Genomic DNA, 12,282 nt, shown 5'->3' on the forward strand with positions numbered 1-12,282 from the left:
GAGGTGGGGCCGGTGGCCGTCCAGCTCCTCATCACCGACCGGGACCTGGTCGTGCAGGGGGACCCGCTCACCGACTGGTCCAGCCTCGACGTCACCCAGGTCTTCAACGAGCCGGGCACCGGATCGGTGGACTTGACCGCGCACGCCGAGGTGATGGCCCAGCTCCAGCCCGGCAACCGGCTCATGGTGATCCGGGACGGCCAGGTCTGGATGGCCGGTCCGATGGAGGTCCCGCAGGACTACAGCTGGGGGATCGCCGGGGACGGCGAGCCGCCGCCGGGCAAGGTGACCGTCACCTTCACCGACGACCTGGCGCTCCCAGCCGGGTACCTGACGTGGCCGGCGCCCGGCTCGGCGTGGTCCGCACAGCCGGACACGTCCAGGAAGATCACCGCGACGAATGCCGAGCAGGTCATCAGGCAGCTGGTGAACGAGAACTGCGGGCCCGGCGCGCTCGCGGCCCGCCGCATCCCGCACTTCGCCCTCGGCCCCGTGGCCGGTGTGGGTACCACCGTGTCCGTCGACACCCGCCTGGAGCGGCTCCTCGACGTGTGCCGCCGGGTGGCCACCGACGGCGGAGGACTCGGCATCCGGGCCCGCCAGGCCGGCTCCCAGATCCTCTTCGAGGTGTACCAGCCGGTGGACCGCACCGCGACGGCCCGCTTCTCGGCCGGCCTCGGCAACCTCCGCAGCTTCACATTCCGGCGGTCCGCGCCGACGGTCACCCACGCCCTCGTCACCGGCGCCGAGCAGGCATTCCCTCGCCCGTACGTTGAGGTCTCCGACACGGCCGCCGCGTCCGCCTGGTGGCGGGTGGAGCAGCTGGTCGACTCCAGCGCCGACAGCAACGACGGCGGCCAGCTGACCCAGGAGGGGAAGCAGGCGCTCGCCGAGGGCGCGGCTCCGGTGGAGCTGGCCACGGTCACCGTCGACACGGAAGACCTGCGCGCCGGCCGGGACTTCGCGCTCGGCGACCGGGTCACCGTGGCGCTGCCGACCGGCGTGGAGGTGGCCGACCTGGTGCGGTCGATTCGTCTCCAGGCGTCCCCTGAGTCCGGTGAGCAGGTCACATCGCTGATCGGCTCGCCGGACGCCACCACAGACCCGCAGATGGTGCGGATCGTACGTGAGCTGAGCCGCAGGCTTGGCCGGATCGAAGCGAGGTAAGCGTGGCCGACGATTCATGGCCGTCCCCGGCACACGGGGCCAGGGTCATCACCGACATCGAGTACGAGAAGGTGGCCGCGCGATTCTCCGACGACGGCGTGTACGGCAGCCCGGCCGACGCTGCGGTGGTGTCCGCCGGGACAGGCCTGTCGGTGACCGTCCGCCCCGACGTCTACGCCAGCGTGCGCGGCCACGCCTGGTACTCCGGCACGTCCACCATCACCCTCCCGATCGCACCGAACTCTCTGGGGGCGACGCGTCGGGACTGGGTCGTGCTGAGGCTGGACCGGTCCGCGTGGACCGTCCGGGTGGCCGTCCGGCAGGGGATCATCGGTCCGATGCTCCCGCCTGTCGTGCAGCAGACCGGGGACACGGGCGTCTACGAGATCCCGCTCGCCGTCGTCGCTGTGCAGGCTGGCGCCGGCACCGTGTCCGTGACCCGGGCCGAGCTGTACGCGGGCGCCCGCTGCCGTCCCTGCACCTCGACGACCCGCAACCCGAATCCCGTCCCTGGTGAGCTGGCGATGGAGACCGACACCGGTCGTGTCCGCGTCTGGACCGGCACCTCCTGGGTGGCGATCTACGACAGCAGCGGCGTCATCTCGGTCGACAAGGCCACCCCCAACTGGGAGATCATCACCAGCTCAGTGCTGGAGACCCGGGCCGGAACCACACACCTGCGCCTCGGCACCTTCCGGCGTACCAACAGCGCCCTCGCTGCGGCAACGGCCGCCAGCCTGCCGCTCATCGTCCCGCTCGACTACACGCACCCCTCGCGGGACCAGTACGGCGTGGCCTACGTCACGGGCGTGCAGATCGCCCGGATCACGGTCTGTGCCGCATCCTCCGACACCCCAGGGCAGGTCTTGCTGACGCAGCACCCGGTCATCGGCACCGGCGACGTCGTCTACCCCGAGAGCATGAGCTGGGCGGTGAGCACCTGATGCGCTACGAGTACGGTCGCGGCATCGGCGACTACGTGGTCCGCCCGGCCGATGGCCTGTGGAGCGTGGCGGCCGGCCAGGTGATCACGCTGTGGGATGCCGCCGACGGCGGCACCCAGTACACCGACCTCCAGGACGCGAGCGGCGCCGCCGTGACGGAGGTCCGCGCGGACGAGTACGGTGCGCTGCCGCGCTGGCTCGGCCCGGACGGTGTGACCGGGATGTGGGCGGACGCGGGCGGGCCCGCCCGCGTGTGGGTGGAGGCGCACGCCGTCACCGCCGGCAGTGCCAGCAGCACGCCACCCGACTGGCTGAACGTGAAGGATGCCGGCGCCCGCGGCGACGGTGTCACGGACGACACCGCGGCGATCCAGACCGCGATCAACGCCGCTGGCACCACCGGGGGTGGGACGCTGTACTTCCCGGCGGGCCGGTACATCCTGACCGCAGCGCTCACCTGGGCCAGCGGCGTGAACGCGGTCGGCGCGGGCCCGCGCGCAACCATCCTCCAGTCCACCGACCCGAACAAGGACTGCATCACCGGCACGGACGTCGGCAGCATCACCCTTGAGCGGCTGCAACTGTCTGGTCCGGGCAGGGGCTTCGGCTCTGGCATCCGGTTCACACGGTTCAGTGCGCCGTCGACCCCGAGCGTCAGCGTGCGGGACGTGCTCATCCAGTCGTGGGGCGGCGACGGGATCTTCTGTCACCAGCTCGCCGGCGCGGTCCTGCACCGGGTCCGGGTGCGGACCTGCGGTGGCGTCGGCGTCCACGCGCAGGCGCCGCAGGACACGGTCCTCGGCGGTGCGTCCGTCTCCATGACCGCCGTCTCGGTCGAGGGCTGCGTCACCGGCGGGATCTGGCTGGAGGGCATGGCGTACAGCAGCCTGTCCGCGTGCGCGGTGCAGGGCGCCCCGGTCGGCTACCGGCTGGACACCTGCACCGGCGTGAGCCTGACGAGCTGCGGCGCCGAGCAGTGCACGACCGGGCTGGAGGTGTACGGGGGGAAGGGCGTCACGGCCATCGGCTTCACGACGAAGGGGAGCGACGGCACGAGCGTCTGGCTGACCAACGGGGCGGTCGGCGTCGTCCTGGCTGGTGTCACCGAGGTGGCGCCCGGGTCCGGCGCGACGACGTGCCTGCGCACAGACACCGGCACCGTCTCGACCGTGCTCGGCCTGTCCGGGTCGAAGCCGAACGCGCTGTCCGGCACGGTGAACAGGCTGGACCCGGGCGACGGGTCGATCGTCCTGGCCGGCCGGTCCGTCGTCCCCAGCGGCGGCACCGCGGCCCGGATGGGGACCGCGGTCCTCGCGGCCGGCACCGTCACCGTGAACACCACGGCGGTGACCGCGACCAGCGTGATCATGCTGGCGATCCAGACACCGGGCGGCACCGTCGGCGCCCCGTACGTCAACGCGCGCACGGCTGGCACCAGCTTCACGATCAAGTCCACGTCCGCCTCCGACGCGAGCACGGTCGGCTGGCGCATCCTCGACCCGTCCTAAGCAGGGAGGTCCCATGGTCGCCGCGATCACCCCGCAGACGATGATCGAACTGGGGACGCAGGAAGCCGCGATCCACTACCAGGAGGACCGGTCGGGTTCAACCTGGACGAACATCAACAAATACGCCGCCGAAACGCCGGGCATGTCGCCCTACCAGGGCCAGAGCTGGTGCGTCATCGGACTGCTGTGGCTCGCGCACCGGGCCGGAGACATCAGCATCATGCCGCAGACCCCGGCCTGCGACGTCGCGGTCAGCACGTACACCTCCTGGGGCCGCTGGAGCTGGAAGCCGGCGATCGGCGCGCAGGTGATGCTGGGGTCGGGCGGCACAGAGCACACCGGTCTGGTCTGGAAATTCGATTCCACCAAAATCTGGACGATCGAATTTAATACCAACCTGACCGGATCACCGGAGGGCGATGGCGTCTACCTGCGGGAACGCAACCGAAGCGACACCGCCGTGTACGGGTACGGCTACCCCAAGTACGCCTCGCCGATGGTGACTGCGGACACGTCTTGGGTGGACGACCCGGCCCTGATCAAGACGTCCAGCGGCACGGCCGCCGCGTACGCGCCCTACCCGGGCCCCGATTTTTTCCGGATCGGGCGCACCTCGCCGCTCGTCCTCGCCGCGGCCAAGCGGCTCATCGCCGTGGGCGCCGGCAGCTACACGCCGTCCGCCGACATCGGCTCGGCCGACCTCACCGCCTGGGGCAACTGGCACACCGCGCAGGGCTCCCCGGGCGGCGCCTACGCCGGATACCCCAACGAAACGATCTGGCGAGCGTTGCAGGTCCCCCACAGCCACTGAGTCTGCCGCTCGGCCGCCTCACTCCCGCCCCCGCGCCGCTCGGCCGGGGGCTTCCTCTATGCCCCTTGGAGGGCCCGTGCCCCAACAACAGCCATCCGTCGGCCGGATCGTCCACTACCAGCTCACGGAGCAGGACGCCACCGACATCAACCGCCGGCGCAAGGACTTCCACGAGAGCCGCGGCGCCGAAGACCGAACCGGCTACATCGGTCACGTCGGCAATCGAGTCGCCGAGGGCGACCAGTTCCCCGCAATCATCGTGCGCGTGTGGGACGAGAGCACCGTCACGTGCAACCTCCAAGTTCTGCTGGACGGCAACGACACCTACTGGGCCACCTCGCGCGCCGAGGGCGCTGAGCCGGGCCACTGGACCTGGCCGCCGCGTCACTGACCTTCCCCCCCAGCCACGCCCCGTGCCGCCCGGCCGGGGCGTTCGTCATGTCTGGAGACCTCATGCCCCAGCACTCCCTGAGCGACCTCGGCCAGGTCGCCTACCTCGCGTACAGCGAGGCGACCGGCGGCCTCACCCACGACGGCCGGCCGATGCCCGCGTGGGACGACCTCGGCGACACCGTCCAGGGGGCCTGGATCGCCGCGGCGGCGGCCGTCGCCGCGCACACCGTCGACGACCAGGCCGCCGCCGACGACAAGCAGGAGGCCAGCCGATGAGACTCGTCACCCGCAAGGCGCTGGGCTGGCCGGCGTCGGCCGCCCCGCTCCAGGCGACCACCCGCGGCGTGAAGGTCCACTACGAGGGCACGCCGGTCAGCCGGACCCTGCTGACCGACCACGCCGCGTGCATCGCGGAGTGGCAGGCGATCCGCCGCTCCCACCTGGCGAACACCAAGGAGAACTACTCCGACATCGCCTACAACTACGGGGCCTGCCCGCACGGCTATCTCCTCGAGGGCCGCGGCATCGGCCGGCGGACCGGCGCCAACGGCAACCAGCCGCTGAACATCGCGCACTACGCGATCGTCGGCCTGGTCGGCGACGAGGGCCTGACCGAGCCGACCGACGAGATGCTCGGCGCGATCCGCGACGGCATCGAGCTGCTGCGCGCACACGGCGCCGAGGACGAGATCCTGGGCCACCGCGACGGGTACGCGACCGAGTGCCCGGGCGGCCCGCTGTACGCGTGGGTGAAGAAGGGTGCGCCCTGTCCGGCCGGGACCGGCGGCGGCCCCGCCCCGGCGCCGAGGTACGAGCCGTTCCCGGGCGCCCAACTGTTCATGGCCGGGAGCAAGCCCGCCATCGGCCGCTCCTCGAAGATCTTCACCGCGATGGGGAAGCGGCTCATCGCGCGCGGCTTCGGCCGGTACTACCGGGTCGGTGCCGGGCCCACGCTCGGAGAGGCCGACGTCAAGGCGTACGAGGCGTACCAGCGGTCCCTCGGCTACAGCGGCGCGGACGCCCGGTGGCCGCCCGGCCCCACGTCCTGGGCCAAGCTCCACGTCCCCAACGTCTGACCTGAGAGGACCGATCCACCATGTCCCAGCTCCACCTGCCCAGCAACGAGATGGTCGTGAAGACGGCGAAGACCTACACACGCGACCTCGCCGAGCGCGTCATCTGGACATTCCTCGGCGCCGCCGGGGCCGTCGCGCTCGCGGGCGGCCCGGCCGACATGCTGTCCGTCTCCTTCTGGGAGGGCGCCGGCACCGCCGGCCTGGCCGCCGTCGTGACCCTCGTCAAGGGAATCGCGGCCCGGCTCATCGGCCCGAAGAACAGCGCGTCCACGGCACCGGGCGTCTGACCGGCTAGGAGCGGCACGTGCCCGACGAGCTGAGCGTCGGCGAACTCGGGCGCACCGTGGACGCCCTGCGCGAGGAGATCCGAGCCATGGGGCAGGGCATCAACGCCCGCCTCGACAAGGTCGTGAGCACGGAGGTCTACACCCTCCAGTCCGCCTACACCGACCAGCGCATCACCGCTCTGGGCCAGGACGTGCAGAAGGTCGCGGACGCCCGGGACGCCCTGGAAAACGCGTTCGAGCAGTACCAGCGGGACGAACGGGACCGGCGCGAGCGCGAGCGGCAGGCCCGGCTCTACCAGATGGTCCTGCCCGTCATCATGGGGCTTCTGTCCGCGGCGATTGCTGTGTGGGCGGTGGTGGCACGGTGAGCGTCGCACGCAGAGCCCGCAGGGCGCATCGGCGGTTGCCCCGGGCCGAGTGGTTGATCGCGGCGACCGGCGTGATGGTCGTGCTCTTCATGGGCTGGCTCGCCGTCCAGGTGGTGGCTCTGTCACGCGATCTGCACGCCGCGAACGGCGCCCGTGACGCGCTGGCCCGCCAGGTGGAAGGCATGGGCGGGACGCCGGTCGCCGGTCCGCCCGGGAGCCGCGGCGAGCGAGGAGCCTCAGTGACTGGGCCCCGCGGCCCGTCCGGTCCGCCCGGCGATTCTGGTCCGCCTGGGAAGCCCGGCCCGTCTGGTTCTCCAGGGCCGGCCGGATCGCCGGGGAAGAAGGGTGCCGATGGTGTAGACGGCGCTGACGGCGCGGTGGGCGCGCGGGGTACGGACGGAGAGCCGGGGTCCGCCGGCGCCGTTGGCCCCACTGGGCCGGCTGGTCCTGCGGGTCCGGCGGGCCCGCCGGGCGAAAACGGGAAGGACGGAGAGGACGGCCGCGACGGGCAGACGTGCCCGGACGGGTACAGCCTGCAGACCCCATCGTGGGACCCTGACGCGCTCGTCTGCCGGCGGGACGGCGCACCGGAGCCGAGTGATCCGTCGCCGAGCCCGTCGTCGACGCTGCTCGGGCTGCCCGCCGAGCGCCGCCGCATCACATGAACACCTGCGCCCCTGTCTGGCCTCGCGGCCGGGCAGGGGCGCGTTCGTGCGTTCGGGGCCGACTACGCGCCGAGCGAGTCGATCAGGTGGTCGTCGAGGTCGGCGAACCAGTCCTCGCGGCGCCACGGCCGCAGGTCGCTGCGGGCCCGACGCAGTCGGATCGAGGCGACCCGGCCGCCGGTCGCCGAGGCGGCGTTGATGCAGCCGTGCAGCAACTCGGCCGCCGACTCGGGCTCGTCGAGCCGGATGCGGGCGAGTGCCTGATCGGTGGCCACGATCGCCCGCTGCACCTGCTCGCGCGGTGCCTGTAGCGCCTCGGCGGACCGGGCGAAGTAGTCGTGCGCCTCGGCGGGGTCGCCGACGTACAGCGAGGTGACGCCCTCGAACCCGCGCAGGTGCGCGGCCGAGAACGAGGTTGAGGCCGGATCGCCGTCACGGTCGCTGTCTATGTCGTACCAGGCGAGGGCGAGCGCCGCTCGCGCGCTCCGCTCGGCACCGGCGCGGGCGGCGATCTCCGCTTGCAGGGCGTGCGCTCGGGCTCGGACCGTCACACTCTCACCGGCGCGGGCGTCGCGCACCGCGGCGTCGACGAGCTGCTGCGCTGCCTCGATGCCGGGCGTCGAGTACAAGGTGACCAGGGCGTGACTCATATGGACAACTGCGCGCCGCCACGACGAACCAGTGCCCCCCGCCGCGGCGGTCGCCTCGGCGTACAACGCCCGCGCTGCGGCATCGTCGCGTGTCTCGAACGCCGCCCGGCCGGCAATGGTGAACGCCTGGGCTGCGACCGCCTGGAGGTCGGGCAGCAGCGGCTCGGGCACGGCGGAGTCGAGCAGCCGGCGGCACGACTCGACGATCGGTGCGAGCAAGAGCTGCACCCGCACGAATGGAACCGAACCGACTTGCCGGTTCACGTCGCCGACGGCGAGCCGCATGTCGGCGAGCACCCCCTCGTTGAGGCGGGCGGGATCGGCGAGGGCGGCAGAGAGTGCGTGCTGCGTCGCCGGGCCGAGCAGCGCGAGCAACCCGCCGCCGCTGTCGGTCGCCGTCCGCACGAGCAGCGTGCGCAGCTCGTCGAGGCGGTACTCACTCTCGCCGAGGTGCGCGAGCGCGTTGAGCAACTCGTCGAAGTCCGAGCCGACACCGAGCAGCACATGCCCGTCGGCGTCGCGGGCGTACAGGTGCGCGAGCAGCAGTTGATACCGCTCGCCCGGCAGGATCGGCGCCTTGCTGGCTTCCCACCGTGCGACGGACCGCTGCACACTCGTGACAGTCGCGTCGAGCGGCTGCCCGAGTTCAGCAGCCTTAGCGACGAGGGCGCGGGCGAGGCCGGCGAGCGACCAGCCGCGGGCGAGCCGTAACCGCTTGAGTGTGGCAGCGCCGACGAGTCTGTCGTGCGTGCTCATGTCCTCATGATGCACGCTCCGTCGTTCATATGGGCACGATCAGTCGTGGTTTCCCCTGCGAGGCTGCATAGTTGATCGTCTGCCATGTTCCCGACGTCCCCTCGGGCCCGCCGAGCGGGAACCCGAGCACCATCTGCGCCCGGTCGACCATGTGCCGGTTGCGAGCGTGGTAGGCGGGTGTGCGCAGCTCGGCGGCGCCGAGTTCGACGATCTCGGCGATCCGGTCGCGACACCGCGCGATGGCCTGCCGCGCCTCGGCCGGCTGCTGCGTCACCGTGCCAGGAACGACGATTGTGATCCGGCTCTGCGTATGCCCAGCAAGCCACAACAGGGTAAGGCTGTCGATCCCCTTCGCGCCGCCGATGTAGAAGTGCGCGTCATCGGCCGCCCATGGAGCGAGGTAGGTGCGGAACAGGTAACCGAACCAGGCGAGTTCTCGGTGCCCGGTTTGCCGCGTTCCGGTAATCGCCGCAGCTAGAGGCATTGATCAACTCCGTGTCATAGGTTGTCAGATCCTGCGAGCGCGCGAGCTGCTGTGGGATCGAAGCATGGACGCGATGACTGCCTCGGCCATTCTGGCCGATCACCTGGCAGCCCGTGGGCTGTCTGTGATGAATCAGGAACAACACACTGTTATCGTGGCAAACCCTCTGCATCCGGGACTCGGCGAGACCGTCACCGCGTACGGCGGCCGGTACGTCACCGACTACGGGTACGAGATCGGCGAGCACGGAGACGAGTTGGCCACCGCCGAGCGCGTTGCGTATCTGCTCGGCCTGCCCCGCGTGAGCATCCCCCAGCAGCCGACGCCTTGGCCGGAGGTCGTGCGGTGATGGCGATGGGAGGCAGGCACCTGCCGCAGGTCCGCGTACTGCCCCGGGAACCGGGCGCCGCGCCGGACGCGCGGCACTTCGTGGTCGACGTCCTGAAGCAATGGGGTCTGCTCGGCGTGCTGGACGATGCCGCGCTGGTCGTGACGGAGCTGGTGACCAACGCGGTCAAGTACACCGAGACACCGACCGTCCGGATCATCGTGCGCCGGCTGCCGCCGGACGCCGTGCGGCTCATCGTCATCGACAGGCGCCCTGACGCCTGGCCCGAACTCCGGACCGCAGGCCCCCTCGACACTGCCGGGCGCGGCCTGGCGGTCGTGGACGCCATCACCAGGCGCTGGGGCTGCACCCGCTGGCCCTGGGAGAAGCTGGTGTGGGCCGACCTGGAGGTTGCTACCGATGGGGGTCCGGCATGACGACTTCGCCGGCCAGGACCGTGGCCCGCATCACCGCCGATCTGCGCCCGCTGCTCCCCCTGCCGCCCCTGAACAGCCTCCCCGCCGCCAAGGCGCGCGGAGCCGAATGCACCTGGTGCACCCTGCGGGCCGCGGCCCAGGCGTACATCGCCCACCCCGGCCCCTGCCCGCAGTGCGTCTACGACCTGAAGCCCTGCCCGGTCATGCAGGCGCTGCTGACTCTGCTTCTGGAGTTGCCCCGATGACCGTACAAGTCCCCGAAGAACTGGCCCGACTGCACCAGCTCGTCTCCTGGTACGAGCTGCCCCGCTGGCTGCCCGAGGCCGCCCGCGCCGGCAAGGCATGCGTCTGGTGCGCCGACCCGGCGGACGTCACCGCCGTGGAGCTGGAACCGTCGGCCGGGCTCCCGCGCCGGGCCTGCACGCGCTGCTACTCGGCCCAGCTCGCCTGGTACATCACCTGGTACGACTGGCACCTGCACTTCTCCGCCTGCACCACCTGCAAGCAGCAGGGGACCTGCTACGTCGGCCACGGGCGCCGCCTCCAGCACGAGCAGACCAGGCTACCGATCGAGAAGAAGGCCGTGTGCCTGTCCTGCCCCGCCCCGCTGCTGGCAACGGAACTGGTCGCCCCCGTGCGCTGGGAGGGAAGCGACGGTTTCAACCTCGGGTACGCCCACCTGCGGTGCCTAGCCAGGAGGGCGAGCACCCGATGACCACCGCCACCAGCCCCATCCGCCCCGTCCGCTACTGGAACGGCCGCCCCGTCCCGTTCATCACCGCCTGGACCAAGGAGGCCACCCCGCCTCAGCCGATCGACGTCATCGAGGGGCACGGCGGTCGAGGACTGGGCTTCCGGGACGAGGTCAGCCACTTCGACCGGCACTACGGCGTGCCCTGGGTGCGCATGCCGGCCGTGCGGGGCGGCCGGCCCGACTTCGTGGTCGTCCACGCCCTGCGGCAGCGGCAGGCGATGAGCCGCCTGCTCTGCCAGGTCTGCGGCGGGCCCACGGTCGGGACCCGGAAGGACGAACGCACCTTGTTCTTGGCCGGTTCGTCGGGCGGCCGGCCCATCACCGTCGGGGAGCAGACGATGTCTCCGCCCGTGCACGCGGTCTGTGCCCGCCTCGCCGTCCAGGAGTGCCCGCCGCTGCGTGACCGCGGTTGGGCGGCGGCACTCGTCGGGCACACGCCGGTCTGGGGCGTGGCCGGTGTGCTCTTCAATCCGCGCACGCTGAAGGCGCTGGCCGCCAAGGACCTGCATCGCGTCCCGTTCAGCGACACCAGGCGTATCCGCTGGGTCCTCGCCACCCGTCTCATCATCACTCTGGAGGACGTCACCCCCGTGACCGACCTCGACGCCCTGGCCGAAGAGGAGACCGCGATGATCCGGGCGATGAGATGAGCCCCGTGCCCGGCAGCCGCCGCCAGCCGCGGCCGGGCACGGTCAGATCTCCAGCGCGGTGCCTCGGACGACGGCGCGGGCCCAGCGCTGGAGACGAGCGGCCGTCCCTGCCCCCCGTCGGGGACGGCCGCTCACAGGGGCTGGAGCTATCTCGCAGCGTCGTCACCGAAGAGGTCGCTCGGGCGGACCCCTAAGGCATCGGCGAGGAGCAGCAGGTCTTCCAGCGTGGGGACGCGCTGCGCGTACTCCCAGCGGTGGATGGTCCGGTTGTCTCGGCCGATGCGGTCACCGAGCTGTATCTGGGTGAGGCCGGCGTGGTGGCGCGCTGCTCGGATGCGTGCCCCGATCTCCCGGCGGCGGGTGAGCACCCAGTCGGGCATCGGGTCGAGTGGCACCTACCCACGCTGTAACGATCTTGCTCGCTTGTCTTTGCCTGGTCAGGCAAATTTGATGATCTTGCGGTGAACGGCTTCACAGACACCGCCGGCTCCCGTGGCAGTGGGTGCAGGCGGCAAGGAGCGGTCGGTGGGGCGTTACGCGTCTCCGCCTCTTCCGGCCGTTAGACGCCACGACTTGGTCAAGGCGTCCCGCCCCGGGTGCAACAGCGCCCGGGGCGGTCTACGTTGTACGAGAAGGGCCCCCGTCGACTACTGCGACGGGGGCCCTCCGCCTGCTGGGCCGGCCTCCCCGCCGGACACCACGCAGGTCCACGGAGCGCGCGTCTCAGGCGCGCGTGGGGAGACGCACCTGCCCGCTCCGTTGCCCTCACTGTACGTGGCATATGCAAGAAGTCCAGTCACTCGAACGGGTGACTTCAAGCAAGATCACGTGGGGGTGTGGATTCCATGTGGACTCCGAGCGCCAAACAGGCCCGCCGTTCGAACAGAACGACGGGCCTGTGCGCCCTCTGACCTGCTGCGCAAGCCTGTGCCCCCGGCAGGATTCGAACCTGCGACACCCGCTTTAGGAGAGCGGTGTTGTAGGCCGTAATCCCTGCTGATCAG

The 12,282-nt window shown here is 71.3% G+C and carries 17 protein-coding genes; 14 read left to right on the plus strand and 3 right to left on the minus strand.

The annotated features are described in order from the left end of the window. The first annotated feature begins 12 nt into the window (after positions 1–12). From SCK26_RS21665 to SCK26_RS21705, 9 genes are all read left to right on the plus strand, one after another. Positions 13–1,167, plus strand: a complete 1,155-nt coding sequence (locus tag SCK26_RS21665) for a siphovirus ReqiPepy6 Gp37-like family protein (protein ID WP_318202971.1) — start codon at positions 13–15, stop codon at positions 1,165–1,167. A 2-nt stretch (positions 1,168–1,169) separates the two neighbouring features. Beyond that, positions 1,170–2,111 carry a hypothetical protein gene (locus SCK26_RS21670; RefSeq protein ID WP_318202972.1) on the plus strand — a complete coding sequence of 314 codons (942 nt, stop codon included), beginning with the start codon at positions 1,170–1,172 and terminating at the stop codon, positions 2,109–2,111. Beyond that, positions 2,111–3,619: a glycosyl hydrolase family 28-related protein gene (locus SCK26_RS21675; protein ID WP_318202973.1), complete on the plus strand. Its 1,509-nt coding sequence runs from the start codon at positions 2,111–2,113 to the stop codon at positions 3,617–3,619. Before SCK26_RS21670 ends, SCK26_RS21675 begins: the two co-directional genes overlap by 1 nt. Positions 3,620–3,632: 13 nt before the next feature. Further along, entirely contained in the window at positions 3,633–4,430 is a 798-nt protein-coding gene (locus SCK26_RS21680; protein ID WP_318202974.1) for a hypothetical protein, read from the plus strand. A 76-nt stretch (positions 4,431–4,506) separates the two neighbouring features. Beyond that, positions 4,507–4,821, plus strand: coding sequence for a hypothetical protein (locus tag SCK26_RS21685; protein ID WP_318202975.1), 315 nt, complete (start codon positions 4,507–4,509; stop codon positions 4,819–4,821). Between the two features lie 62 nt (positions 4,822–4,883). Next, complete coding sequence (locus SCK26_RS21690) at positions 4,884–5,099, plus strand: hypothetical protein (RefSeq protein ID WP_318202976.1); 216 nt, start codon at positions 4,884–4,886, stop codon at positions 5,097–5,099. Further along, the gene (locus tag SCK26_RS21695; protein WP_318202977.1) at positions 5,096–5,899 is read left to right on the plus strand and encodes a peptidoglycan-binding protein; all 804 of its coding nucleotides are present in this window, start codon (positions 5,096–5,098) and stop codon (positions 5,897–5,899) included. The genes SCK26_RS21690 and SCK26_RS21695 overlap by 4 nt, the downstream gene beginning before the upstream one ends. Positions 5,900–5,919: 20 nt before the next feature. After that, positions 5,920–6,186 (plus strand): hypothetical protein, encoded by a 267-nt coding sequence (locus SCK26_RS21700; protein ID WP_318202612.1) that lies wholly within the window; start codon positions 5,920–5,922, stop codon positions 6,184–6,186. A 17-nt stretch (positions 6,187–6,203) separates the two neighbouring features. After that, on the plus strand, positions 6,204–6,554 hold the full coding sequence (locus SCK26_RS21705) for a hypothetical protein (protein WP_318202978.1): 351 nt from the start codon (positions 6,204–6,206) through the stop codon (positions 6,552–6,554). 727 nt (positions 6,555–7,281) lie between these two features. On the opposite strand, the gene SCK26_RS21710 is transcribed toward SCK26_RS21705, so the two are convergent. Next, positions 7,282–8,625 carry a hypothetical protein gene (locus SCK26_RS21710; RefSeq protein ID WP_318202979.1) on the minus strand — a complete coding sequence of 448 codons (1,344 nt, stop codon included), beginning with the start codon at positions 8,623–8,625 and terminating at the stop codon, positions 7,282–7,284. 25 nt (positions 8,626–8,650) lie between these two features. Next, positions 8,651–9,109: a hypothetical protein gene (locus tag SCK26_RS21715; RefSeq protein ID WP_318202980.1), complete on the minus strand. Its 459-nt coding sequence runs from the start codon at positions 9,107–9,109 to the stop codon at positions 8,651–8,653. Positions 9,110–9,263: 154 nt separating this feature from the next. On the opposite strand from SCK26_RS21715, the gene SCK26_RS21720 reads away from it, so the two are divergent. From SCK26_RS21720 to SCK26_RS21740, 5 genes are read left to right on the plus strand one after another with little or no spacing between them, the layout of a single operon-like run. Next, positions 9,264–9,458 (plus strand): hypothetical protein, encoded by a 195-nt coding sequence (locus tag SCK26_RS21720; protein ID WP_318202981.1) that lies wholly within the window; start codon positions 9,264–9,266, stop codon positions 9,456–9,458. A gap of 5 nt (positions 9,459–9,463) precedes the next feature. Then, positions 9,464–9,874 carry an ATP-binding protein gene (locus tag SCK26_RS21725; RefSeq protein ID WP_318202982.1) on the plus strand — a complete coding sequence of 137 codons (411 nt, stop codon included), beginning with the start codon at positions 9,464–9,466 and terminating at the stop codon, positions 9,872–9,874. Continuing rightward, a complete protein-coding gene (locus SCK26_RS21730) occupies positions 9,871–10,119 on the plus strand; it encodes a hypothetical protein (RefSeq protein ID WP_318202983.1) in 249 nt (82 codons plus the stop codon). The genes SCK26_RS21725 and SCK26_RS21730 overlap by 4 nt, the downstream gene beginning before the upstream one ends. Continuing rightward, positions 10,116–10,589: a hypothetical protein gene (locus SCK26_RS21735; protein WP_318202984.1), complete on the plus strand. Its 474-nt coding sequence runs from the start codon at positions 10,116–10,118 to the stop codon at positions 10,587–10,589. Before SCK26_RS21730 ends, SCK26_RS21735 begins: the two co-directional genes overlap by 4 nt. Further along, complete coding sequence (locus tag SCK26_RS21740; protein ID WP_318202985.1) at positions 10,586–11,278, plus strand: hypothetical protein; 693 nt, start codon at positions 10,586–10,588, stop codon at positions 11,276–11,278. The genes SCK26_RS21735 and SCK26_RS21740 overlap by 4 nt, the downstream gene beginning before the upstream one ends. Before the next feature lie 146 nt (positions 11,279–11,424). On the opposite strand, the gene SCK26_RS21745 is transcribed toward SCK26_RS21740, so the two are convergent. Then, a complete protein-coding gene (locus tag SCK26_RS21745) occupies positions 11,425–11,673 on the minus strand; it encodes a helix-turn-helix transcriptional regulator (protein ID WP_318202986.1) in 249 nt (82 codons plus the stop codon). Positions 11,674–12,282: the final 609 nt, after the last annotated feature.

This window comes from Streptomyces sp. SCL15-4 (genome assembly GCF_033366695.1).
GTDB lineage: Bacteria > Actinomycetota > Actinomycetes > Streptomycetales > Streptomycetaceae > Streptomyces.

Excerpts from the sequence above, each read along its gene's own strand:
- SCK26_RS21725 (WP_318202982.1), top strand. The coding sequence starts at position 9,464 with ATGGGAGGCAGGCACCTGCCGCAGGTCCGCGTACTGCCCCGGGAACCG.
- SCK26_RS21680 (WP_318202974.1), top strand. The coding sequence starts at position 3,633 with ATGGTCGCCGCGATCACCCCGCAGACGATGATCGAACTGGGGACGCAG.
- SCK26_RS21675 (WP_318202973.1), top strand. The coding sequence starts at position 2,111 with ATGCGCTACGAGTACGGTCGCGGCATCGGCGACTACGTGGTCCGCCCG.
- SCK26_RS21735 (WP_318202984.1), top strand. The coding sequence starts at position 10,116 with ATGACCGTACAAGTCCCCGAAGAACTGGCCCGACTGCACCAGCTCGTC.
- SCK26_RS21710 (WP_318202979.1), bottom strand. The coding sequence starts at position 8,625 with ATGAGCACGCACGACAGACTCGTCGGCGCTGCCACACTCAAGCGGTTA.
- SCK26_RS21715 (WP_318202980.1), bottom strand. The coding sequence starts at position 9,109 with ATGCCTCTAGCTGCGGCGATTACCGGAACGCGGCAAACCGGGCACCGA.
- SCK26_RS21695 (WP_318202977.1), top strand. The coding sequence starts at position 5,096 with ATGAGACTCGTCACCCGCAAGGCGCTGGGCTGGCCGGCGTCGGCCGCC.
- SCK26_RS21700 (WP_318202612.1), top strand. The coding sequence starts at position 5,920 with ATGTCCCAGCTCCACCTGCCCAGCAACGAGATGGTCGTGAAGACGGCG.
- SCK26_RS21690 (WP_318202976.1), top strand. The coding sequence starts at position 4,884 with ATGCCCCAGCACTCCCTGAGCGACCTCGGCCAGGTCGCCTACCTCGCG.
- SCK26_RS21730 (WP_318202983.1), top strand. The coding sequence starts at position 9,871 with ATGACGACTTCGCCGGCCAGGACCGTGGCCCGCATCACCGCCGATCTG.
- SCK26_RS21740 (WP_318202985.1), top strand. The coding sequence starts at position 10,586 with ATGACCACCGCCACCAGCCCCATCCGCCCCGTCCGCTACTGGAACGGC.